Here is a 22,767-nt window from a genome sequence, read left to right on the forward strand (position 1 = left end):
TGTCTGTTAGAATTCGTGCAACGATTATGAGTGAGAAACAAGATGCTGCCAATTGCCATAGAAACGGTGAAAGGTTTTCTGGATGATGAAGAAGGGCGCGCGTTGTATGAATATGCCCTGCAAAGTGCTGCACAAGGGCCATGCCTGGAAATTGGCAGTTATTGTGGTAAATCCACAGTTTACCTGGGCGCTGCCTGTAAAAAAGCAGGGTCTGTTTTATTTGCCGTAGATCATCATCGCGGTTCGGAAGAGCATCAATTAGGCGAGGAATATCACGACCCCGAACTCTATGATGCCGGCCACGGCAAGATGGATAGCTTTCGCGAATTTCGCCATACATTAGCGCGTGCAGAACTTGAAGCCACGGTAGTTCCTGTTGTGGCGTCCTCGGCGTTAGCGGCACGTTTTTGGGCTACGCCGTTATCCATGGTGTTTATTGATGGTGGCCACAGTATGGAGGCTGCACTTAATGATTATCGTTGTTGGGCGCCTCATGTAAAACGCGGCGGCTGGCTGGCGATTCACGATGTATTTCCAAATCCCGCGGATGGTGGTCGCCCGCCTTACGAAATCTGGAAGCTCGCCCAGGAATCCGGTTTGTTTGAAGCCTTGCCGTTAATAAAAACGCTGGGCCTGTTAAAACGTTTGTAATTTATTTTTGTTTTTTAATTGAGTTAATTTATGTCTGAGTCTCTATTATTTTCTTCACTGCCATTGAGCGAGGCAATGCTCGCCAATCTGGAATCACTTGAATATAAGGAGATGACGCAAATTCAGGCAGAAAGCTTGCCGATTGTCCTGCGCGGTGACGACATTATTGCGCAAGCAAAAACCGGCAGCGGAAAAACGGCCGCATTTGGTATCGCGCTCCTGGAAAAACTAAATGTACGCTTTTTTGGTACACAAGCGTTGGTACTTTGCCCGACGCGCGAATTGGCTGATCAGGTTGCTAAAGAAATTCGCCGCCTTGCGCGCCTTACGCACAACGTAAAAATTTTAACGCTCTGCGGTGGCGTTTCCATTGGGCCACAAATTGGTTCGCTGGAACGCGGTGCGCATATTGTGGTAGGTACGCCGGGGCGCATTGTGGATCATATTAATAAAGGCACATTGAAACTGGATAACCTTAACCAGCTAGTGCTGGATGAAGCTGACCGCATGCTGGAAATGGGATTTGCGGACGATATAGATACCGTGCTCGCGGCCTGTAATGAAAACCGCCAGACATTATTATTTTCTGCAACTTACCCCGACAATATTAAAAAAATCAGTGCGCGTTGCCAGCGCAACCCGAAAATGGTTGTGGTTGAAACTATTCACGATCAACAAAAAATCGCGCAGCACTTTTACGAGTTGCGTGACAGCAATGAAACCCATCCAGCGGTGTTAACATTGCTGGCGCATTTTCACCCCGCCAGTTCAATTGCATTTTGCAATACCAGGCAAGGTTGCGATGAACTGTTAACTTATTTGCGTGATGAGGGTGTAAGCGCATTGGCATTGCACGGTGATATGGAACAACGCGAACGCGATCAGGTATTGGTGCGTTTCGCCAATAAAAGTTGTTCGGTATTAATCGCTACCGATGTTGCCGCGCGTGGTATCGATATAAAAGGCCTGGATGCGGTAATCAATGTTGACCTCGCGCGCGATAGCGAAGTCCATGTGCATCGCATTGGCCGTACTGGTCGTGCGGGTGAATCGGGTCTTGCATTGAATCTGGTTGTGCAAAAAGAAGTTCACAAGATTAATCGCCTGGAAGATTACATGGGGCAAGCCATTAATCTTGAAGCATTACCACGCAGTGATAAAAAATCCCTGCCTTCACCAACCATGGTAACGTTGAATATTGATGGAGGAAAAAAAGATAAATTGCGCCCTGGCGATATTATTGGCGCGCTGACCAAAGATGCAGGGTTGCCGTTTGAGAAGATTGGCAAAATCGATATGTTTGATTTTGCGGCCTATGTGGCGGTAGATAAAAGTATTGCGCGTGCGGCATTGCAACAGTTATCCGATGGCAAACTAAAAGGCAGGAAATTCAGGGCGAGAAGGCTCTGAACAAAAGCGGTAATTAACAGGCAGACGTTAAATACTGTTAAATTTAAAAACATAATAATAGTTTTTTCTTATTCTAGTCACCGTTCCGGAAAACTGATTCCTGTCGGCCTTCAATAGGTAAACATTTCCCTGCTGTAAAAGCGTGTTTACTTCTTGAAGCCTGGCAGGAATTAATTCAATACTCCAACATAAAAAATAACAAGAAATAAAAAAGGAAAAGACCATGGCTATAGCTGCAGTTATTATCGCAATCCTGATCCTGGTGGTTTTGATCACCGGTGTAAAACTCAATCCGTTCCTCGCATTTTTGGTCTCCTCGATCTGCGCCGCCGTTATGCTCGGTATTCCGTTGGATAAAATTCCCGGAACTATCGAAACCGGAATTGGCAGTATGCTCGGTTCGCTGGCAATTATTTTGTGCCTGGGCGCAATGTTCGGAAAACTGGTTGCTGAATCGGGGGCTGCGCAGCAAATCAGTAGCAGTTTGATGCGCTGGTGCGGCAGGAATTACATAACCTGGGCATTAATGCTAACGGGTTTTATTGTCGGCATTCCGCTGTTCTACAATGTTGGTTTTGTGTTGTTAGTGCCGTTGGTTTTTTCGGTGATGCACCAAACCAAACTACCTGCGGTTTATTTGGGCATTGCGCTACTCGCGCCACTCTCCGTGACGCACGGTTTTTTGCCGCCCCATCCATCACCCGTTGCGCTAATTCCACAATTCGGCGCAGATATGGGAACGACATTGTTCTACGGTTTTTTAGTGGCAATTCCAACGATGATTATTGCTGGTCCTATTTTTTCGTCGACATTAAAAAACATCCACAGTGTTCCTCTCGCTACATTTAAACCGACCGATTTGCCTGCAGAAAAATTGCCCGGTATTGCTAATAGTTTTATCACTGCGCTGTTGCCAGTATTGTTAATTGCATTGAGCAGCATTGCGGTATACGCAATGCCGGCACCGATTGCAGAGGCGCCTATCACCAAATTTTTTAGTAATTCCATGCTGGTATTGATGGTGGCTTTAGCTATTGCAACTTACTCATTAGGCGTAAAGCAGGGCATGACGATTAGTAAAGTCATGGCTATTTACGGCGATGCCATAAAAGATATCGCCGTCATTTTATTAATTGTCGCTGGTGCCGGTGCACTAAAGCAGGTGATGGTCGTGAGCGGTGTTAGCGAGCAGCTTGCACACTCGCTGGAAAATATCGCCATTAATCCATTGATTCTTGCGTGGTTAATCGCCACCGTAATTCGTATTGCGCTCGGCTCGGCAACAGTTGCTGGTTTAACCGCAGCGGGCATTGTTGCTCCTATTATTCCATTAACCGGTGCTGATCCTAACTTAATGGTATTGGCAATCGGTGCAGGCAGTCTCATGTGCTCGCATGTTAATGATTCCGGCTTTTGGATGTACAAGGAATATTTTAATTTAAGTTTAAAAGATACGTTTAAATCCTGGTCATTAATGGAAACAATTATTGGCGTAGCCGGATTAATTGGTGTGTTGGTTTTGGATATGTTTGTTTAAATAAAAATGCCCTCTTTCCGAGGGCATTTATTATTGGCGAATAAGCTCGTATCGGTTAATGTCCCTGCGCAAGTTTGCGCGCTTCCAATAGTTTGCTCACTCGACCCACTAAAAACACACACAGAATAAATATCCCCATCGCAATATAACCGAGCCAATCGAAATGTTGCAGTGGGCTGTGGGCGTCTTGCTGGAGGATTACCATTCCCGCGATAAATGCCCCCAGTCCACCTGCAATTTGTTGCAGTGAGCTGGATATTGCCATGTATGCCCCACGATCTTCCGGTTTGGCCACCATGGAGTTGAGAGCCATTGCTGGCGTCATACGGCAAAGGATGCAGGTAAATAACAGTATGTTAATAACGATCACTAACCAAAGTGGTGTTATCGATAAATGGGTATAGATAAATACCATCACCACGGCGCCGAGCGAGCCAAACGTAAATAACGTAAAACGGTCATAACGATCAGAAAATTTTCCCATCAATGGCATTACGATTAGTGAAAGCAAACCTGTACTCAAATAAATAAGGGGTAATTGTTCAGCGGTGACCTGGACGTTGTTAATTAAAAAAGGTGCAGTAAAAGGCATCAGCATAAATCCGCCGATGGGTAAAAACATGACGGCGGCGAAGCCGATTCGATAATCCGATTGGGATAACACTTTCAGAAAGTGTGCAAACGGATTTTTATCGTGCTGTTGTGCCAGATGGGCAGTGACCGGCTGCAATATTAATCCGGTTGCCAACAAAATTCCCAAGGCCAAAACAACAATTGCGATAAAACTGAATTCCCAACCTAAATGGGTTGCGATAAAAAGGCTTAATGGAATTCCCAACACCTGACTAACGCCAAAACCCATTTGCACCACGCCCATCGCTCGGCCGCGTTGTTGTGGTGCAAAGAGGTCAATCACCAGGGTAAACAATGCTGCACTGGAAACACCGGCAAAAACACCAGTCACAATACGTGCGGATACCAATTGCCAATAAGTATGGCTAAGCGCACACGCCAGGGTACCGATAATAAAACCGCTAAAAAACCAAATGAATAATTTTTTGCGATCAAATTTATCCATAAAACCGGCGGCAACGATACCGGCGATGGCAGCACTGAAAGCATAAGCAGAAACGACCAATCCGAACTGGGTCGTGTTAATGGAGAGGGTCTTCATCAGGATGTCGCCAATAGGCGAAATAATCATAAAATCCAGAATAATACTGAATTGGATAAAGGCCATTAATAGCAGTATGCGTTTTTGATACGCATTGAACGGTTGCGGAGTTGTGTGATTCATAAGTACTCGAAAAAAGGCAATGATCTATAACGAGAAGTGACGATTATATAAATCGATCAATCTGATTTTTGTCTAACTATTTAGTGGGTGGGACGTGTGTTCTTTGTATAACGTGATTGATTTGTGACATTGTTTTCCGAAAACAATTGCTCGCTTCAAGTATGAAAGCTGAAGCATAAATCCGGATATGGATATGTGAAGCTATCGTTTTTGTCGGAATCTTGAGCGAGCACTTAAAATAGCGACTCATTCACCTATTGCTCCAGTGACAAAAGTCAGCTGATTTCATTATTTTGTGGATTTTCCCGGAGATGAATTTTGCAATGGCGGGCTGGCAGTATAAATGGTTATATTACTTATGTATTTATTAATGCGCCGAAACAAAATATTCCGGCGCTTGCGAATCAGTGGAGTACATTTCCGCCCAGTAGCTTGCGCACTTCATCAGCAGCAAAATAATAATGCTGGTTGCAGAATTGGCAGTCGATATCGATACGGCCTTTCTCGATTAACAATTCTTCCACTTCGTCTTTGCCAATGGTTAGCAGTGCACTGGCACAACGCTCTTTGGAGCAGCTGCAAGAGAAACGCAATTTTTTTGGTTCGAAAACGCGCACAGGTTGTTCGTTGAACAAGCGATAAAGCACCGTAGCATGATCCAGTTCCAACAATTCTTCCGGTGTAATTGTTTCGGCAAGTGTAATAATGGTTTCCCATTTATCGCGATTATCATCGGGGTTGGTATTTAATTGTTGTGGTAGTGCCTGGATTAAAAAACCGGTCGCATAAATTTCATTAGCCGCAAACCACAAGCGTGTTGCGAGTTGTTCGGACTGCTGGAAATAATGTTCCAGGCAACCTGCGAGATTCTCTGCATCCATAGGAACTATGCCCTGGTAGCGCTCAAGTTTGCCGCCAAAATTTTCAGTGCGCTGCGGTTCAATACTGATAACCAGTACCCCGTTACCTAATAATTGTTGCATGGTCCCGTGTAATGCGAGTTCTTCGGTTAGCTCTACGTCGTCATTAATCCGCACTATGCCGCGCAAGTCATTGTGATGATTGCATTCGGCCATAATCGTGGAGATCAATCCGTCACCGCGCGCTTGCAAAATAATCCGGCCATCAAATTTTAATGTGCTGGATAGCAGGCTGACGGCTGCAAGGAATTCCCCTAGCAGCTGGCGAATGGTGGGCGCTTGCTGGTTGTGGCTGAGCACTTCGCGATAGCTGTCGCTCAGCGTTACTATTTCACCGCGAATATCGGAGTCATCAAATAAAAAACGGTGCAATAAATCATTGCTAGGCATTGTTAATACATCTCTTGGTAAACTAAATAATCACTTTTGATGATCTTGCAAAAAAATAGTTTGATGAACTTACTCATCACTTCCCAATAAATTAATTCGTTGAAAACGATGGATGTGGCGGCGTTCTTTTTTGTTGGGTTTGTGGTCGCTAACGATAAATGCACCCAGTCCGGCTTTGCGCTCGGCTGCGCGTTTTTCACGCAGCTCTTTACTTGCGTCACTTTCCTCATACAACAGCACGGCTTCCGGCGCACCGCGACGCTGATCGGATAACGCTTTAATAACAACCGTTTTTTCATCCCAATTCTGGCGAATGGTTAATTCCATTCCAACCAGCGCTTCTTTACTGGGTTTTACGCGCTGGCCGTTGCAATGTACTTTGCCACCATCAATGGCTTCTTTGGCGAGGTTGCGGGTTTTAAAAAAACGCGCCGCCCATAACCATTTGTCGATACGGATTTTATCGTCGTCATCGTCTTGAATCTGTTGCTTGGCCATTAATGAAGTACCCGTTTTTGGTTTAGCCGCTTGCGCTATTTTCAGCGTTGAGCGGTGGCATGATTTCATCGAAATGGTAAATCGCCGGGTGCTGGTCCATACGGCGCTGGATCTGGCTGTCCGGTTGATGAATACCTAGCACATAATGAATCCCGAACACTTTTGCTGAATCCAGGATGCGCGCCGTATCATCAATAAATAAGGTGCGCGCCGGATCAAAACGTTCAGCGGCTTGCAATTGCTGCCAGAATTTTTGCGATTCTTTGGGTTCATTAAATTGGTGCGACGAAATAATCACATCCAGCCATCGATCGATCTGTGTGACTTCCAGTTTCAGCGACAAACTTTGCGGATGAGCATTAGTCACCAGCAACACTTTTTTACCGAGTTTGCGCAGGCGCGTTAAAAACTCTCCCACATAAGGACGGATCTGGATTTTGTGTTTGATTTCTTCTTTCAAACTGCGGATATCCAGAGCCAATGCGTCGGACCAGAATTCCAGGCAATACCATTGCAGGGTGCCCTCATACTGGCGGATAGCCTCGCTCAATTTCTGGCGGGCGGCCGCCAGGTCGATATTGTGGATTTGCGCATAGCGTTGGGGCAGGTGATCCAGCCAGAAGTGGTTGTCGAAATGGAGATCCAACAAAGTGCCGTCCATATCCAACATGACTGTATCTATTGAGTCCCAATTAATCATAAAATCATCTCTACCACGATTTGCCTAGCCTGTAGACATCATATGCCCGTCAAGCCCAGTATTTTAAAGCGCGCTACCGTGGCGCGCAGCCGGCTGTTTCGCGCCGACGAAATCCACCTGCGTTTCAGCAATGGCGAAGAGCGCACCTACGAAAAACTCTGCTCCGGCGGACCCGGCGCGGTGCTTATTGTACCCTTGCTGGACCCCGATACGGTGCTTTTGGTACGTGAATATGCGGTCGGATTGGAGGATTACCACCTCGCGCTGCCAAAAGGTGCCATCGATCAGGGGGAAACCCTGTTGGATGCGGCCAATCGCGAGCTGAAAGAAGAAGTGGGATATGGCGCGCGCAACCTGCAATTCCTCAAGCGCATTAACCTTTCCCCATCTTACATGGAACATGGGATCAATATTGTTATTGCCTGGGATTTATACCCGGAACGATTGCAAGGCGATGAGCCTGAGCCCATAGAAGTGGTTCCATATCCATTAGCTGACCTGATGCAGCTGATTGCCCGCGCCGATGTTTGTGAGGGGCGCAGTATCGCTGCGCTGTTTATGGCGCGCGAGTGGTTGGCTGGAAACTTGATTGATACTACTCCTGCTGTTTAAGGATTTATTATGATTCACCCCCTTGGCCCGGAATTAATTGAACAGTTGGTTGATCTGGCGCGCCGCGCCGGTGATGCAATTATGGTGATTTATCGCGATCGGGATAATTACCAAATCCAGCACAAAACTGATGAATCGCCGCTCACGGCAGCTGACTTGGCTGCTAATAACCTTATTGCCGCAGAATTGCCGCGGCTGTTGGCGTTACCTATTATTTCTGAAGAAGGGGAAATCCCGGAATTTGTTGATCGCGGTCTGTGGGAAAATTTCTGGTTGGTCGACCCACTGGATGGCACCAAGGAATTTATCGCGGGTAATGGTGAGTTCACCGTGAATATCGCGTTGGTGCAACATAATCGCCCGATTTTAGGCGTAGTGCATGTGCCTGCAACTGATGTCACTTATCTCGGCGTTCTGGATGCGCGCAGTCCGGCAAGCCTCGGTGCGTGGAAATATCAACACGGGCAAAATCCTGAACGTATTCATGTGCGCAATCTGAATGAACGTTATGCCAGCCATCAGGCATTCACGGTGTTGCTGAGTCATCGCCATGGCACACAGGCAACGGTGGATTTAATGGAAACTGTTAAATCCCGTTGGATGGGGCCTATCGAAACCACCAATGCCGGCAGCTCACTGAAATTTTGTGTGATTGCTGAAGGCAATGCGGATTTTTATCCGCGCCTCGCACCAACGTCTGAATGGGATACTGCGGCCGCGCAAGCAGTGCTTGAAGCGGCGGGTGGCCGGGTTGTACATGCAGAACCAAATGCGTCGCGAAGTTTGGTCTCGCTGCGCTACAACGCCAATGAAGATTTATTAAATCCCCATTTCTATGCGTTGGGCGATAAAAGTTTTTGTTGGGAATGGTTGCTCGGCTTAGAAGAGTTAGTTAGCTAAATGGATTAATGTTCCGTTTGACTCCCGCCTTCATAACATTTCGTGTGCTTCACTTAGCGGCAATACCGCTGGTTTTATAACCAAAGTTATAATTCCTAGAGAATAAAATATTCTAATTTCACTGAACCTTGTGCGGATGTATCTGGTCTAGTCTTTAAATCACGGATGCTATGTTATGGCATCCACGGTTCTGTTTTTTTTGTGGTGGCCAATGTTTTTCATTGCGCTGAAGTTATTCTTAGGGAGTGTTACTGATGAGAAAGCAAAACAAAAATTTGAAAGCCGATTTTAATACCAGCCGTTCGGATATGTTGCGCGATAAACTCTTACGTGAAATTTCCGATTACGAGCGTCAATTGGCCGAGCTGAAGCTTAACGGCAACCAGGTGAATTTCACCATGATCCAAACTTACAAGGAGTTAATCAATGCACGTCAGGCAATGTTGCGCCGCCTGCCCGTGCATTACTAGTCTTCATCTATGCAGAGCGATTGCGGCAAGGGTTTGCAAGCGTAAAACGCGGATCAAAAAAATCTTGCTGTAATCGTGTCGCGGTAGCGAATGTCCGGTGATTTGCCGGTTGCCAGTGATTAACAGCATGCTCCTGGTGGATAGGTTGCATGCTGCTTTCGTTAGCTGCTTGCGTATTTTTTTCCATGGATTTTTTTTCACTGAGCATAGCAATCTGTTGTCCGAGCCAATCGTTCGCATCAGTAAACGGCATGGGGCGATGGATAAAATAACCTTGCACCTGATCGCATCCCAATTCGCGCAAGCTGCCAATTTGTTCGAATACCTCTGCACCTTCTGCGACGACTGATAATCCCACTGCATGAGCAATTGACACGACACCTTTAGTAATATCCCAATCCACTTTATTGCCCGGCAGTTCGGCGACAAACGAGCGATCAATTTTAATAATATCGAGTGGTAAACGTTTTATGTATGTCAGTGATGCATAGCCGGTACCAAAATCATCCACTGCCATACGCACACCCAGATCGCGACAACGCAGCATAATGCGTTTGGCACGCTCAAGATCTTCCAGCATTGCCGTCTCGGTAATTTCAATAATCAATGCGCGACCAAATGCAGAAAACTCAGCGCAAATATTTTGCAATTCATTTAAAAACGTAGGATGTAAAAAGTGGCGCGGTGAAATATTAATATGAATATCCGGTGTTAATGAATGGATGTTCCATAAACACCATTGTCGCGCAGCCTCACGCAATACCCAGTTGCCAACGCGAAACTCCAGGTCGCCGCGCGCCGATTCGAATGCCTGGATAAGCGGGCCTGCGCTGATAATTTCACCGTCCGCCTTGCACCAGCGCAACAGCGCTTCAAAGCCAACCGGATGCAAATCACTTAATTGGCAAATCGGTTGATACCACAACTGTAATTCATTGCGTTCCAATGCACCTTCAACATCGACAATAGAAATTTGTGTTTCTTGCGCTAATTCTGTTTTCACCGAAGCGCGCTGGAATCTATCGCCGCCCTGGCTTTTGGCGATATACATGGCCGCATCGGCCTTGCGTAGCAAATTAATTTCATCAACGCCATCTTGTGGCGCCATGACAATACCGATACTGCCACTCAAGCGACCACGCTTGCGCCCAAACCCGTAAGGAATACGTAATGCCTGTAAAAAACGTTTAGCCAGGATATCGATATGTGATTCATCACATTCGGCAATAATTAAAAACTCATCGCCACCCAAGCGGCCGATCTGATCGCCCTTGCGCACGACATCGGCCAGGCGTTGGGCTAAATCGCGCAACAATAAATCACCAGTCTCATGGCCCCAGTGATCATTGGCGGATTTCAATCCGTCGACATCAATAAAAAAACAGGCGAAAGGGCGGTTGTAACGGTGCAACTTTTCCAAACTGTTTTCAAGGCAATCCAGAATGCCGCGCCGGTTTAGTAATTTCGTCAGCGGATCAATGGTCACCAGCGAGCGCAATTGCGCTTCCAGTTTTTCGCGATGGCAAGCCACTGCAATCTGGCTTGCGATACGCTCGGCGAGTGTTAGTAATTGCGGGGAAATATTCGCAACACTATTCGTATGTTTAAACCAGGATGAGGCAAGTACACCTAATACCTGGTCAGAAGAAATTAATGGGATCACCAGATTGGATTGCAAACCGGCGCTTACCAATTGCGGCATAGCATCGGGGGCGGCGGGATAATTGCGCGTAAATATGCTGGTCTTGCTGGTTAAAACCCGGCTGGAAATACCATTGGCCGCCGAAAACCGAAAACCTTTGAAGGCATCTAATAAATGTTGGTGCTCACCTTCAAATAATTTGTATTCAAACGTCTGGGTTTCTTCATCCAATAAAATTAACGCTGTACCGTCCGCGCCCAATAAATTGCGCACAGCGGCAGCCGCTTTTTTAAAAAATACTTGAAAATCCGGTTCCAGGGTCAATGCGTCCATTGCGGCGAGCAGCGAGGGCACCGCCGTGTGTAACAACAATTGATTCATGGCTTGGCCCAGTGGCACGTCTCATAAAATAGCAATCAAAAACCAGCAAACCGGATGGAAAATAAACCCGATAGGTGGATGGCAAGCGTATTTAGCAATATGCTTGCCAGCGAAAGGTTTTTTTAAGGGTTCTTAATAAAATGACTAAACGTTGCGGTGCCTTATGACAAAATCACTAGAAAAATCGCGAAGCAGATCAAAAAAACAGGTTCGTCTCCCCAATGCGGGGCGAAATTATTTGGCATTGTTTATTTTTGGTGCGTCCATAAAATTGGATTTTGCCATATCGTAATAGGATACAACTCGCTCTGCAGATTGAATGGTAGCCTGGTTTTTATCCTGAGCTTTTACAGTATGGAGAAATAATTCGTGAGTCGATCATTGTTGACTTGCACTTCTTTGTATACAAGCATATACAGCGAAATCTGAATTTACACGTTAAGGAGGCTAGGCTGTGCATAACCGGGCGTCGATTCTCAATTCATTAAAAACAGGCGTATTGTTATGTACACTGTTCATCGCTAACGCAGTGCATGCGGCCGATGTAAAAATATATGCGGCGGCAAGTTTGACCGATGCAATTACGGCGTTGGTAAAAACCTATCAACAAACCCATCCAGCGCTACCCATCAAACCGGTGTTTGCAGGGTCATCGACCCTGGCCAGGCAAATCGAAAACGGCGCCCCTGCCGATATTTTTATTTCTGCTGATAAAGACTGGGCTGATTATCTACAAGCGCGCAACCTGCTGGATGTTAAAAGCCGTGTGGATTTACTGGCAAATGAATTGGTATTGATTGCGCCGGTAAGCCGTCCGCTGCAAATTAAACTGGAGAAAAGTAGCAATTTGGCGGCCGGTTTTAGCGGTAAATTATGCACCGGTGAACCCGCCTCTGTCCCGGTAGGAAAATATGCGAAACAAGCTTTAAGTTATTACGGATGGTGGGATGCAATACATGCGCGCCTTGTCGGCACTGAAGATGTACGCAGCGCGCTGGCATTTGTGGAGCGTGGCGAATGTGCGTTGGGAATCGTGTATAGAACTGATGCGCTCCTGACGAAAAACGTATTAGTTGTTGCTGCATTTCCGGCAGAAAGCCATTTGCCTATTGTGTATCCCGGTGGATTAACCAAAAATGCCAGCCCTGATGCACAGGCTTTCTGGCAGTTCCTGCAATCAGCGACTGCACGGGAAATTTTTTCACAGTATGGATTTAAGCCTGCACATTAATAACGAACCTATCAATAACGAACCTATCAATAACGAATTCATCAATAATTAACCCACCAACAATTAACACCGTTTATTTTTATGCTTACAAACTCTGAATGGCAGGTACTTGGTTTATCGGCGCAAGTCGGTTTGTGGGCAACCTTCCTCTGTATTTTCCCCGGCGTTTTTTTTGGTTGGTTGCTGGCGCGCAAGGAATTTGTTGCCAAACCGGTATTGGAAGCCATGTTGTTTTTGCCGATGGTGTTGCCGCCCACAGTACCGGGCTATTTATTACTGGTCGTGTTTGGTTCGCAAGGCGCGGTGGGGCAGTGGTTAAAAACCCATTTCGATATTGAATTTGCATTTAACTGGAAAGGCGCGGTATTAGCGTCTGCTGTTATCGCGTTTCCGTTGATGGTACAGGCCGCAAAATTATCGGTGCAAATGATTGATCGCCGTTTGGAGTTGGCAGCCAGCACGTTGGGAGCAAGCCCGTTTAAAGTTTGGCTTACGGTTACGTTGCCATTAATGTTGCCGGGTATCTTAATTGGCGCGATCATGGTGTTCAGTCGCTCGCTCGGTGAATTTGGCGCGACTATTACATTTGTGGGCAATATTGCCGGTGAAACGCGCACACTGCCGCTTGCCATTTATTCTGCTACTCATCAAATCGATGGCGATGCGATGGCGGTACGGTTGATTTTAATTTGTGTATCGCTCGCGTTCTTTTCGTTGCTGGTCAGCAATTTATTAACCCGTCGCGCAGAGCGCTGGTTAGGAGTACGCCGTGCTTGAATTGGATATTTATTTTCAACGCGATGAATTTTCCCTAACGATACATCAACAATTCCCTGCGCCTGTCACGGGAATTTTCGGCGCCTCCGGTAGTGGTAAAAGTACATTGCTGGCGTTGGTCGCCGGTTTGTTAAAACCGCAACAAGGAACTATCGCGTTGAATGGAAAAACATTATGCGATACTAACTCCCGCAATTGGGTTCCACCACACCAGCGCCACATCGGTTTGGTATTTCAGGATGGTCAGCTGTTGCCGCATTTATCCGTGCGCAATAATTTATTGTACGGCTATAACAATATTGCACCCGAACAGCGCCGGTTTTCACTGGATGCGGTGGTGGAGTTATTGGAGATTGGTCAACTGCTGGAGCGCAAGCCCGCACATTTGTCGGGCGGCGAAAAACAGCGCGTTGCACTTGGGCGCGCGGTACTTTATTCACCGGAATTATTATTGCTGGATGAACCGCTCTCGGCACTGGATGAACGTTTGAAGCAGCAAATCCTGCCGTTTTTTTTGCGCATTTACGATGAGTGTAAAATACCTATGATTTATGTCACTCACGCGTTTAGCGAATTGGAATTTTTAACGTCGCAACGTTTTGTTGTTCGCGATGGCGGCTTGCATAAAAACGCAATTTCCTCATCCAGCATGACGCGCACCTGAATTTTCAGGCGTGCAAAATTGTGTTATTTTTTTCACTCATTTTTATGTTCTTATTGTGTGATTTGTAGTTGGCCAACAAAGTTGCAGGGCTTGTTACGCGCATCGAGTTGGGCTTCAATGATTTTAGTCCAGGCGGTATTGCACGCGCCGGTAGAGCCGGGCAAACAAAAAATCAATGTGCGATTGGCGAGGCCCGCTGTTGCGCGCGATTGAATGGTAGATGTACCAATTTCTTCGTAGGAAACCTGGCGAAATAATTCACCAAAACCTACTACGGTTTTATCAAACAGCGGTGTCATGGCTTCTACAGTTGAATCGCGCCCCGCAAAACCGGTGCCGCCAGTAATTAATACCACTTGTGCTTGTGAATCGACGATCCAATTGGAAACCACGGCACGGATTTGGTAAATATCATCCGTTACCAGTTTGCGATCATGCAATTTATGCCCGGCTGTTGTTAATAAATCCTGCAATTTCTGGCCGGAAGTATCGGTTTCAAAATTGCGTGTATCCGATACGGTGAGCACACAGATGTTTAGTGGTTCAAATGGCTTTTGGGCTGACATAATTAAGATCCAAAAAATATTATCGGGTTTGCCAGGTTGTATTTACCCGTATCAAAAAAATGGCGTTGTTTTTTTGCCATTACTATCCCTGAGTAAAATTATCCACCTGTCATATTCATAAACCGCACAATCTGCGGCTCTTCATGTAAATCGAAAAAATGTTTTTCCGGTTTGTGTTGCATGGAATTGATGATGGCTTCGCGTAGTGCGGCTTCTGAATAATTTGCAGCGCGCAGTTGCGTGCGCAGATCCACGCTGTGTTCATTGCCTAAACATAAAAGCAATCGGCCCGTCGCGGTGACGCGTACGCGATTGCAACTGCCGCAAAAATTGTGTGAGTGGGGCGAGATAAAACCGATGCGTGAATTAAATCCTGCCACCCGCCAGTAACGCGAAGGCCCTGCATCTGAATGTGAGTTTTCTTGTGGGAACAAGCTGTAGTCGCGCGCCAATTGGTTGCGCAAATCATCGCTGCTGACATATTCGGCAGCGCGGCCATGGTCATTGATTTTGCCGAGCGGCATCTCCTCGATAAAACTGATATCCAGCCCTTCATCCAGAGCAAATTGCACCAGCGCAGGAACTTCATCGGCGTTGTAATGTTTCAAGGCAACGCAATTCAATTTGATTTTCAGCCCGGCGTTTTGCGCGGCCGTGATTCCATCCAATACCTGGTTCAGGTCTCCGAAACGCGTGAGCCGGCGAAAGCGTTCGGGATTGAGGCTGTCCAGGCTGATATTGATACGCTGCACTCCAGCGTCGCGGATGGCTTGGGCATATTGGGGCAGGTGGGTGCCATTGGTGGTGAGGCACAGCTCATGCAGGCCGCGCAATTGGCCGAGGTTTTGTAACAGCTCGATAGTGCCGCGCCGTACAAGTGGCTCACCGCCAGTAATGCGCAGCTTGGTGACACCCAGTCCAACAAAGGCCTGGCCGAGGCTGGTGAACTCCTCAATGCTCAAGACTTCGTGGCGGGGCAGGAAGGTCATGTTTTCGGCCATGCAATAAATACAGCGCAGGTCGCAACGGTCAGTGACTGACAAGCGTACATAATTAACGGTGCGGCCGAAGCTATCGATCAATGGCATATATAAGATGTTTGTCCTGCAATACGGCCACTCTAACCCTGCCGTAGGGTTGGCTCAAGGGTTTTCATTGAGGCTAGCAAACCAGTTGCCAGGTTGGACTTATGGTTATCAGCTGGTGGCGAAAACCTTGATCCAAAATGGTGATTTTTTTAATTTTACACCGCCAATCCGGACTAGGAGGGCACTTTTCTGTGTGTTGGTGGCTGATGCGGGAATCTGCATTGGTGAAATTACGGGCCAAAAAATCAAATATGTTTGTTGGTGGTGCGCAATGCACCACCTCTTTGTTTTTAAGTGGTGCGTTTTTGCAAAATCGGAAAATCATTTTTTGCTATCAATTGGTGCGACTTTGCACCAACAGAAAACACAAAATGGTTTGATAGTGCAGGCAGGCAATTCAAAGCTGCGCCGGATAATGCGTGTTGGTTGCCAATAAGTAACTGATCCACATAAAGAAAAAATTATTTTTCCGTTAAAATTATTTTGTGGCATTTGCCTTGCAATTACCCCTGTGTAATCAAAATGCAGGTGTCGCCATGAATAATTTTCTTAAAGCTCCGGATTTTTTTAAAGCCAATGTTGAAGGTCTTCCTTCCACGATGTTGAAAGCGCGGAGCGGTGGCGATGGACAGGCTAAAAAAATGGATGGTCAGGGTAAGAAAATCCGCGCAGGAAAAGTGTGGCTCGTCGGCGCAGGTCCAGGTGATGCTGAATTGCTTACGCTGAAAGCACTGCGAGCTATCAATTCTGCCGATGTTATTTTTTACGATTATCTGGTGAGCGCAGAAATTCGCGCGCTCTTTCCTAAAAATATTCCCTCTTTCTATGTTGGCAAAGCAAAAAATAAACACAGTATTGCCCAGGAAAATTTAAACCAATTATTAGTCAGCCAGGCGCAACTGGGGTTAAACGTTTGCCGTATTAAAGGTGGCGATCCCTTTGTATTTGGGCGCGGGGGTGAAGAGTTATTGGCGCTGCGTACGGCAGGTATCGATGCAGACGTTATTCCCGGTATTACCTCCGCATCGGGATGCAGTACCTACGCTGATATTCCTTTAACCCATCGCGGTTTATCCCAGGGCTGTACATTCGTCACCGGCCACGCGGAAAAAAACCTGGATGTGAATTGGGATGCGTTGGCGCAATTAAAACACACCCTGGTTTTTTATATGGGCCTGACACGCGCTAATGATATTTCTGCAAAATTATTGGCCGGTGGTTTGGCGGCGGATACTCCGGTGGCGATTATCGAAAACGGCTGCCGTAAAGACCAGCGCAATATTATCTCTACGTTAAGTGAATTGCCGGCAGATGTCATTCGCGAGCAAGTGCAATCACCGGCACTAATTATTGTGGGTGAAGTGGTGCGTATGAAAGAAAAATTACAATCTACCGTTAAGGCGCATGCCGCTGAAGCACACTATTTATTGGCGTGATGTTTTTAATTTCTGTACGAATTAACTAATACAAAAATTTTACGACCGTGAGGCAGATATGAAGACGCGTATTGTTGTTGTTGGCAATGGAATGGTTGGCCACAAATTTATTGATAACCTGGTGAATCACGCTGACCGCGATCAATATCAGGTTATTACGTTCTCGGAAGAGTCGCGCCTTGCTTATGACCGTGTACAGCTTTCAAAATATTTTTCCGGTTCCACGGCTGAAGACCTGATGCTGACCAGCACAGATTATTACAATGAAAAAGGTGTGCAATATATCCTGGGTGATAAAGTTATCGATCTGGACTTTGATAACAAGGAAATCATTACTGCATCAGGCCGCCGCGAAGCTTACGACAAGTTAATCCTGGCCACCGGTTCATTTCCGTTTGTTCCGCCAATCCCGGGTAACAACGGTGAGCATTGCCTGGTATATCGCACGATTGAAGACCTGGAGCGCATTACTGCTTCGGCACAGCAAAGCAAAATTGGCGTGGTTGTTGGTGGTGGCCTGTTGGGATTGGAAGCTGCGGCTGCCTTGAAAGCGGCTGGCCTTGAAACCCACGTGGTGGAATTTGCACCGCGCTTGATGGCCGTCCAATTGGATGAAGGTGGCGGTAAATTGCTGCGTCGTAAAATTGAAAGCATTGGTGTGCGCGTTCACACGCAAAAAGCAACCAATGAAATTGTTGCTGGTGCCGAGTCGCGCTACCGCATGAATTTTGCGGATGGCAGTCATCTGGAAACCGATATGATTTTGTTCTCTGCAGGTATTCGTCCGCAAGATGAACTTGCGCGCAAATGTGGTATAGGTTTGGGTGAGCGCGGCGGTATTGTGGTCGACAACAATTGCCAGACAACGGTTAAAGATGTGTACGCAATTGGCGAATGTGCGCTATGGAATAATCGTATTTACGGTTTGGTTGCGCCCGGTTACCAAATGGCGAAAGTGGCTTTGTCCCATATCACGGGCGGCAAGGATCAATTTACGGGTGCCGATATGAGCACTAAATTAAAATTGCTCGGCGTTGATGTGGCATCTGTTGGTGACGCACATGGCAATACTCCCGGTTCACTCAGTTACACCTATAGCAACGATGTAGAAGAAGTTTATAAACGTATTATTGTTTCTGCGGACAATAAAAAATTATTGGGCGCAGTATTGGTGGGCGATGTAGAAGCCTACGGTACTTTGCAATCCATGTGCGTTAACGGCATGGATTTACCGGAAGATCCCAATTGTTTGATCCTACCCAATGTTGATGGTGGCGGTGCTGCAATCGGTGTGGATGCGTTGCCTGAGTCTGCGTGTGTGTGTTCTTGTTACGATGTGAGTAAAGGTGCAATTTGCTGCGCAGTGCAAGACGGTGCACGCACCATGGGCGATATCAAAGCCATCACCAAAGCGTCTACCGGTTGCGGTGGTTGTTCCGCGCTGGCCAAACAAGTAATGGATTCCGAGTTGAAAAAAATCGGCGTAGAAGTCAGTAATCATATTTGCGAGCACTTTCCCCATTCACGTCGGGAATTGGCGGATATCGTCCGCATCAAACAAATCAAAACCTTTGATGATTTGCTCGATCAACACGGTCGCGGTTTAGGTTGCGATATTTGTAAACCGGCGGTGGGTTCAATCCTTGCCGGTTTCTGGAATGAATATGTTCTGGATAAAAAACATATCGGCCTGCAAGACACTAACGATATTTTCCTTGGCAATATGCAAAAAGATGGTAGTTACTCCATTGTGCCGCGTATTGCCGGTGGTGAGATCACTCCGGAAAAATTAATTGTGCTCGGTGAGGTGGCGAAAGAATACAAGCTCTACACCAAAATTACTGGTGGACAACGTATCGATTTATTCGGCGCACAATTGCATCAATTGCCTGCCATCTGGAAAAAACTGGTTGATGCCGGTTTTGAAACCGGCCATGCCTACGGAAAATCATTGCGTACGGTGAAATCTTGTGTGGGTTCTACCTGGTGTCGTTACGGTGTATTGGATTCCGTTGGTATGGCAGTAATGTTAGAGAACCGTTACAAAGGTGTGCGCTCGCCCCACAAAATGAAATTCGCTGTGTCGGGCTGTACGCGCGAATGTGCGGAAGCGCAGTCAAAAGATTTTGGTGTAATTGCGACTGAAACCGGCTGGAGTTTGTATGTGTGCGGCAATGGGGGTATGCGCCCGCGCCACGCGGATTTATTTGCTACCGGCCTGGATGACGTCACGCTGATTAAATATATCGACCGCGTAATGATGTTCTACATTCGCACTGCTGATCGTTTGCAACGTACATCGGTGTGGATGGAAAACATGGAAGGCGGCCTGGATTACCTGAAGAAAGTAGTTATCGACGATAAACTGGGTTTATGTGAAGAACTTGAAGCGCAAATGAATTACAACATCAGCCAATACCAATGCGAATGGAAAACCACGGTTGAAAATGAAGAATTGCAAAAACGTTTCAAACATTTCATTAATAGCGAAGCCAGGGATGACAACCTTGCATACGTGGTAGAGCGTGAACAAATTCGCCCGGCGACGGCACTGGAGCGCAAGAGCAACAATATCCAATTGGTAGAATTAGTTGATTAACAATCCAGCCCGTACGGAGTGTAACGAAATACGGGACGGTAAATAACTTAACGATCCTGTATTGCGCAAAGCCCATACGGGCTACGAAAAGTTGGTTTAATCCACGATTTAGCGAGAAAAAATCATGAGCGAAAAACCCTGGATCAGCGTGTGCGAAATTAATGATTTATTACCAGACACCGGTGTGTGCGCGCTGGTGAACAAACAACAGGTAGCGATTTTTCGTTCGCGCCGGTTGAATGAAGTTTTTGCGGTGTCCAACTACGATCCTGTTGGTGAGGCCAATGTCCTATCGCGAGGAATGATTGGTTCTATAGGTGATGAAGTGGTTGTGGCATCGCCGCTTTATAAGGAGCATTACAACCTGCGCACCGGGGAGTGCCTGGAAAAACCCGGGTACAAAATTCCGGTTTTTCCGGTGCGACTGGATGATGGTTTGGTGCAAATTCAGGCGTGATTGCATGAGTTGGGAATAATTTATTGTATGCGTGAGCGGCCCCTTCTTCGACTGCTTCATGAGTCGGCTTAATGGCAATCCTATGGGTTGCCCTTTTTTATTGGTGGTGTTTAACTGTCAATACGAGACCGGACTTTGATCAGGCAGCTTGGGGAAATTATTATGAAACAGCTACGAGAGTTTTTAAAACGCACTCGGGCACGGGTGTATTCACGCTATGAAAAAAAACAATTGCGTAACAAGCCATTTATTTTGGTGGCTAACAATTGTTGGGGTTACAATTTGTATGAGTCGTTAGGGCGTGAATACAACACGCCGTTTGTGGGATTATTTTTGCATCCCGAATGTTATTTGCGATTGTTGGAAAACTTCGATGAATATTTGGGCTCTGAACTTTCATTCGGGAATACCACCCGGTATTCAACCCGGCAAACGCATTATCCGGTAGGTTATCTGCGCGATGTCGAAATTCATTTTCTGCACTACAAGTCAGCAGAAGAAGCGCTGGCCAAATGGCAGCGTCGCCTGGCGCGAATGAACCAGGCCCGTGCCCAGGGAGTAGATTGCTATTTTAAATTGTGCGACCGTGAAGGCTGCACCTATGAGCAATTACAACGCTTCCATGCACTGCCGCAAAAAATGAAATTGTCACTGGGAATCCACCCCTTTCCCGCTCCCGGGCACATTTGCATTCCATGGATGCGAGAGGAAAATTCTGACGAGTTAATTGATGGCGCAAAACAGTTTAACCGGCGCTATGGATACTTTGATGTTACCAGTTGGATTAAACAGGGTACTGTGGAGCGCACATTGAGTGCGCGCCTGTTAAGTGTGCTGGTTTTAAAATGAACGATCGGCCTGCTATCAAATCGAGTGGGTAACTCTGGATGAAGCGCTTTTATTGAGATACATGCGTTGGTCTGCAATCTGGGTCAGCTCATGTGTCTCTTGCGCATCCTGCGGATAAAATGCTGCACCAATACTGCAACCAATATGGATTGTCTGGCCATCCAGTGAAAATGGTTTGGTGAGGGACTGCTGGATTTTTTCACTCACGATATTGGCTTGCGCCATATCATCAATTTGATGCAATAAAATTACAAACTCATCACCACCGATGCGCGCTACTGTGTCCGATGACCTCACGCAAGTGAGCAAACGCTGGGTCACTTGTTTTAAAAGCTCATCGCCAACGGCGTGGCCATAGTGATCGTTAACTGGTTTGAATTTATCCAGATCCAGGAGCATCACGGCAAGTACACGTTGGTGTCGTTTACAATAACTGAGAGCTTGTTGCAAACGGTCCGCGAACAATGCGCGGTTAGGCAATCCGGTCAGGCTATCGTGCTGCGCCATAATGCGATGAAGCTCTTCGCTTTTGCGCAACGCTTCCAGCGAAAGTTTGCGTTCGATGGCAATCTCCGCGAGATAAACCGATTCTTCAATCAATTTAATTTCATCACTATCCGGCTCACCGCACGTGGCTTTATAGATTACAAATACTCCCAGGCAACGGCCGTGGTTGTGAATCGGCTCGGCCCAGCACGAAGCGAGCCCGGCTTGCGCGGCTACCTCACGCAAACCATACCAGTTGGGATGCGATTGAATATCTGCATTGATCACCCGCTTGCCGGTTACGGCTGCTTCGCCAAATGCCCCCAGGGTTTCATCGATGGGCAGGCCGTCGAGGGCATGGTTATAAATATCCGGCAAGCTAGGCGCAGCGGCGAGGAGAAAATGCTGTTGTTCCTGGTTGATGCGCAAAATACTGCACTTTAACTCGGGCTTGATATGCTCCACGCCGTGCACAAGGCTGGTGAGGATTTCGTCGAGTGGGTCATCCGCGGCGATTTGGGCTAGCACGAGATTGTGATTGCGTTGCTGTACATCGGCACTGCGCATCAAGCGCACCATATTGTGCAATTTGCTGTTCACGCGATAGGTGTGTAAACCTGCTGCAAAAATAAGCAGGAGGCCGCTGGAAATAGCGATCCCCACATAAAGCCAATCGGTATTGGTGACGGGGGCCGTTACGGCGGAGTGAACACTGTGCGCAATCAATCCACCCGCACAGGTCATTAAAAAACCGGCTGCAACCTTACGCACGTTATTCACCGATATCCACCAAACCAATGGGACCACCGCCTGCGGCCACTCCGTTGTTTGCATCGATGGCGGCCTTAAAAAATGGATCCGATGTCATCGCAATAAAACTCCTTAAAAAGATACGTCTGAGTGTAGTGGCAGCTTTGCCCGAAGGTTGTCTTTTTCGCGAACGATTGCGAACAGGCGCTTAAGGTATTCGCATTAACGGGCAATAACTGTGCCTGACATGTAATTTTGCGAATTGGCAGCAGATAAAACCTGTATCTGCTTGGCATTATTGATTTGCGGTAATTGATTAATTACAAAAAATTGTAAAGAAAACCGATTTGACCAAGGTTTATTTTTCCGGCGACCTTTATCACAGTTCTAAAAAACAAATTTTTATGCAAAAAAAACTTGTGAAGCCCGTTCATTTTTTCTTCACTCCACTCGCGG

Annotated in this window: 22 protein-coding genes; 14 read left to right on the forward strand and 8 right to left on the reverse strand. The window is 46.8% G+C overall.

The window, feature by feature from the left end:
• The first annotated feature begins 42 nt into the window (after positions 1-42).
• The 3 genes from A596_RS01900 (at position 43) to A596_RS01910 (ending at position 3,598) form a co-directional block, all read left to right on the forward strand.
• Positions 43-651, forward strand: coding sequence for a class I SAM-dependent methyltransferase (locus A596_RS01900; protein WP_039912335.1), 609 nt, complete (start codon positions 43-45; stop codon positions 649-651).
• Between the two features lie 30 nt (positions 652-681).
• Entirely contained in the window at positions 682-2,061 is a 1,380-nt protein-coding gene (gene dbpA / locus A596_RS01905; protein ID WP_039912336.1) for an ATP-dependent RNA helicase DbpA, read from the forward strand.
• Between the two features lie 223 nt (positions 2,062-2,284).
• Positions 2,285-3,598, forward strand: coding sequence for a gluconate:H+ symporter (locus A596_RS01910; RefSeq protein WP_039912337.1), 1,314 nt, complete (start codon positions 2,285-2,287; stop codon positions 3,596-3,598).
• A 55-nt stretch (positions 3,599-3,653) separates the two neighbouring features.
• On the opposite strand, the gene A596_RS01915 is transcribed toward A596_RS01910, so the two are convergent.
• The 4 genes from A596_RS01915 to yrfG form a co-directional block, all read right to left on the reverse strand.
• Complete coding sequence (locus A596_RS01915) at positions 3,654-4,895, reverse strand: MFS transporter (RefSeq protein WP_039912338.1); 1,242 nt, start codon at positions 4,893-4,895, stop codon at positions 3,654-3,656.
• Between the two features lie 404 nt (positions 4,896-5,299).
• On the reverse strand, positions 5,300-6,205 hold the full coding sequence (gene hslO, locus A596_RS01920; protein ID WP_039912339.1) for an Hsp33 family molecular chaperone HslO: 906 nt from the start codon (positions 6,203-6,205) through the stop codon (positions 5,300-5,302).
• 69 nt (positions 6,206-6,274) lie between these two features.
• Positions 6,275-6,703 (reverse strand): RNA-binding S4 domain-containing protein, encoded by a 429-nt coding sequence (locus A596_RS01925; RefSeq protein WP_039912340.1) that lies wholly within the window; start codon positions 6,701-6,703, stop codon positions 6,275-6,277.
• A gap of 22 nt (positions 6,704-6,725) precedes the next feature.
• Positions 6,726-7,403 (reverse strand): GMP/IMP nucleotidase, encoded by a 678-nt coding sequence (gene yrfG, locus A596_RS01930; RefSeq protein WP_039912341.1) that lies wholly within the window; start codon positions 7,401-7,403, stop codon positions 6,726-6,728.
• 42 nt (positions 7,404-7,445) lie between these two features.
• Here yrfG and nudE point away from each other — a divergent pair, with 42 nt between their 5' ends.
• The 3 genes from nudE (at position 7,446) to A596_RS01945 (ending at position 9,385) form a co-directional block, all read left to right on the forward strand.
• Positions 7,446-8,015: an ADP compounds hydrolase NudE gene (gene nudE, locus A596_RS01935; protein ID WP_039912343.1), complete on the forward strand. Its 570-nt coding sequence runs from the start codon at positions 7,446-7,448 to the stop codon at positions 8,013-8,015.
• A 9-nt stretch (positions 8,016-8,024) separates the two neighbouring features.
• Positions 8,025-8,915: a 3'(2'),5'-bisphosphate nucleotidase CysQ gene (gene cysQ / locus A596_RS01940; RefSeq protein WP_039912345.1), complete on the forward strand. Its 891-nt coding sequence runs from the start codon at positions 8,025-8,027 to the stop codon at positions 8,913-8,915.
• A 254-nt stretch (positions 8,916-9,169) separates the two neighbouring features.
• Entirely contained in the window at positions 9,170-9,385 is a 216-nt protein-coding gene (locus A596_RS01945; RefSeq protein WP_039912346.1) for a hypothetical protein, read from the forward strand.
• Between the two features lie 7 nt (positions 9,386-9,392).
• On the opposite strand, the gene A596_RS01950 is transcribed toward A596_RS01945, so the two are convergent.
• Entirely contained in the window at positions 9,393-11,408 is a 2,016-nt protein-coding gene (locus A596_RS01950) for a putative bifunctional diguanylate cyclase/phosphodiesterase (protein WP_235425594.1), read from the reverse strand.
• 454 nt (positions 11,409-11,862) lie between these two features.
• Between A596_RS01950 and modA the strand changes: the two genes are divergently transcribed.
• The 3 genes from modA (at position 11,863) to A596_RS01965 (ending at position 14,080) form a co-directional block, all read left to right on the forward strand.
• Positions 11,863-12,639: a molybdate ABC transporter substrate-binding protein gene (gene modA, locus A596_RS01955; RefSeq protein ID WP_052417146.1), complete on the forward strand. Its 777-nt coding sequence runs from the start codon at positions 11,863-11,865 to the stop codon at positions 12,637-12,639.
• A gap of 81 nt (positions 12,640-12,720) precedes the next feature.
• Positions 12,721-13,416 (forward strand): molybdate ABC transporter permease subunit, encoded by a 696-nt coding sequence (modB, locus tag A596_RS01960; RefSeq protein ID WP_039912347.1) that lies wholly within the window; start codon positions 12,721-12,723, stop codon positions 13,414-13,416.
• Positions 13,409-14,080 (forward strand): ATP-binding cassette domain-containing protein, encoded by a 672-nt coding sequence (locus A596_RS01965; protein ID WP_039912348.1) that lies wholly within the window; start codon positions 13,409-13,411, stop codon positions 14,078-14,080. Before modB ends, A596_RS01965 begins: the two co-directional genes overlap by 8 nt.
• A gap of 50 nt (positions 14,081-14,130) precedes the next feature.
• Here A596_RS01965 and moaB read toward each other — a convergent pair whose 3' ends face one another.
• Complete coding sequence (gene moaB, locus A596_RS01970; protein WP_039912349.1) at positions 14,131-14,646, reverse strand: molybdenum cofactor biosynthesis protein B; 516 nt, start codon at positions 14,644-14,646, stop codon at positions 14,131-14,133.
• Between the two features lie 98 nt (positions 14,647-14,744).
• Positions 14,745-15,734 (reverse strand): GTP 3',8-cyclase MoaA, encoded by a 990-nt coding sequence (moaA, locus tag A596_RS01975; protein WP_039912350.1) that lies wholly within the window; start codon positions 15,732-15,734, stop codon positions 14,745-14,747.
• A gap of 7 nt (positions 15,735-15,741) precedes the next feature.
• Between moaA and A596_RS01980 the strand changes: the two genes are divergently transcribed.
• The 5 genes from A596_RS01980 (at position 15,742) to A596_RS02000 (ending at position 21,075) form a co-directional block, all read left to right on the forward strand.
• Positions 15,742-16,170: a hypothetical protein gene (locus A596_RS01980; protein WP_039912352.1), complete on the forward strand. Its 429-nt coding sequence runs from the start codon at positions 15,742-15,744 to the stop codon at positions 16,168-16,170.
• Positions 16,171-16,375: 205 nt separating this feature from the next.
• On the forward strand, positions 16,376-17,170 hold the full coding sequence (gene cobA / locus A596_RS01985) for a uroporphyrinogen-III C-methyltransferase (RefSeq protein WP_039912510.1): 795 nt from the start codon (positions 16,376-16,378) through the stop codon (positions 17,168-17,170).
• A gap of 58 nt (positions 17,171-17,228) precedes the next feature.
• Positions 17,229-19,769, forward strand: coding sequence for a nitrite reductase large subunit NirB (gene nirB, locus A596_RS01990; RefSeq protein ID WP_039912353.1), 2,541 nt, complete (start codon positions 17,229-17,231; stop codon positions 19,767-19,769).
• A 124-nt stretch (positions 19,770-19,893) separates the two neighbouring features.
• Positions 19,894-20,226, forward strand: coding sequence for a nitrite reductase small subunit NirD (gene nirD / locus A596_RS01995; protein WP_039912354.1), 333 nt, complete (start codon positions 19,894-19,896; stop codon positions 20,224-20,226).
• A 162-nt stretch (positions 20,227-20,388) separates the two neighbouring features.
• Entirely contained in the window at positions 20,389-21,075 is a 687-nt protein-coding gene (locus tag A596_RS02000; protein WP_052417147.1) for a DUF1919 domain-containing protein, read from the forward strand.
• A 15-nt stretch (positions 21,076-21,090) separates the two neighbouring features.
• Here A596_RS02000 and A596_RS02005 read toward each other — a convergent pair whose 3' ends face one another.
• Positions 21,091-22,332, reverse strand: a complete 1,242-nt coding sequence (locus tag A596_RS02005; RefSeq protein ID WP_160280061.1) for a sensor domain-containing diguanylate cyclase — start codon at positions 22,330-22,332, stop codon at positions 21,091-21,093.
• Positions 22,333-22,767: the final 435 nt, after the last annotated feature.

Source organism: Cellvibrio mixtus subsp. mixtus J3-8 (assembly GCF_000766945.1).
In the GTDB taxonomy this organism is placed as follows: domain Bacteria; phylum Pseudomonadota; class Gammaproteobacteria; order Pseudomonadales; family Cellvibrionaceae; genus Cellvibrio; species Cellvibrio mixtus_A.

What these genes read in the sequence shown, in the direction of transcription:
- A596_RS01910 (WP_039912337.1), top strand. Translation starts at nt 2,285, where the DNA reads ATGGCTATAGCTGCAGTTATTATCGCAATCCTGATCCTGGTGGTTTTG.
- moaB (WP_039912349.1), bottom strand. Translation starts at nt 14,646, where the DNA reads ATGTCAGCCCAAAAGCCATTTGAACCACTAAACATCTGTGTGCTCACC.
- yrfG (WP_039912341.1), bottom strand. Translation starts at nt 7,403, where the DNA reads ATGATTAATTGGGACTCAATAGATACAGTCATGTTGGATATGGACGGC.
- nudE (WP_039912343.1), top strand. Translation starts at nt 7,446, where the DNA reads ATGCCCGTCAAGCCCAGTATTTTAAAGCGCGCTACCGTGGCGCGCAGC.
- nirB (WP_039912353.1), top strand. Translation starts at nt 17,229, where the DNA reads ATGAAGACGCGTATTGTTGTTGTTGGCAATGGAATGGTTGGCCACAAA.
- hslO (WP_039912339.1), bottom strand. Translation starts at nt 6,205, where the DNA reads ATGCCTAGCAATGATTTATTGCACCGTTTTTTATTTGATGACTCCGAT.
- A596_RS01915 (WP_039912338.1), bottom strand. Translation starts at nt 4,895, where the DNA reads ATGAATCACACAACTCCGCAACCGTTCAATGCGTATCAAAAACGCATA.
- cobA (WP_039912510.1), top strand. Translation starts at nt 16,376, where the DNA reads ATGGATGGTCAGGGTAAGAAAATCCGCGCAGGAAAAGTGTGGCTCGTC.
- modB (WP_039912347.1), top strand. Translation starts at nt 12,721, where the DNA reads ATGCTTACAAACTCTGAATGGCAGGTACTTGGTTTATCGGCGCAAGTC.
- A596_RS01950 (WP_235425594.1), bottom strand. Translation starts at nt 11,408, where the DNA reads ATGAATCAATTGTTGTTACACACGGCGGTGCCCTCGCTGCTCGCCGCA.
- A596_RS01900 (WP_039912335.1), top strand. Translation starts at nt 43, where the DNA reads ATGCTGCCAATTGCCATAGAAACGGTGAAAGGTTTTCTGGATGATGAA.
- A596_RS01925 (WP_039912340.1), bottom strand. Translation starts at nt 6,703, where the DNA reads ATGGCCAAGCAACAGATTCAAGACGATGACGACGATAAAATCCGTATC.
- A596_RS01980 (WP_039912352.1), top strand. Translation starts at nt 15,742, where the DNA reads ATGTTTGTCCTGCAATACGGCCACTCTAACCCTGCCGTAGGGTTGGCT.
- nirD (WP_039912354.1), top strand. Translation starts at nt 19,894, where the DNA reads ATGAGCGAAAAACCCTGGATCAGCGTGTGCGAAATTAATGATTTATTA.
- moaA (WP_039912350.1), bottom strand. Translation starts at nt 15,734, where the DNA reads ATGCCATTGATCGATAGCTTCGGCCGCACCGTTAATTATGTACGCTTG.
- A596_RS02000 (WP_052417147.1), top strand. Translation starts at nt 20,389, where the DNA reads ATGAAACAGCTACGAGAGTTTTTAAAACGCACTCGGGCACGGGTGTAT.
- dbpA (WP_039912336.1), top strand. Translation starts at nt 682, where the DNA reads ATGTCTGAGTCTCTATTATTTTCTTCACTGCCATTGAGCGAGGCAATG.
- cysQ (WP_039912345.1), top strand. Translation starts at nt 8,025, where the DNA reads ATGATTCACCCCCTTGGCCCGGAATTAATTGAACAGTTGGTTGATCTG.
- A596_RS01945 (WP_039912346.1), top strand. Translation starts at nt 9,170, where the DNA reads ATGAGAAAGCAAAACAAAAATTTGAAAGCCGATTTTAATACCAGCCGT.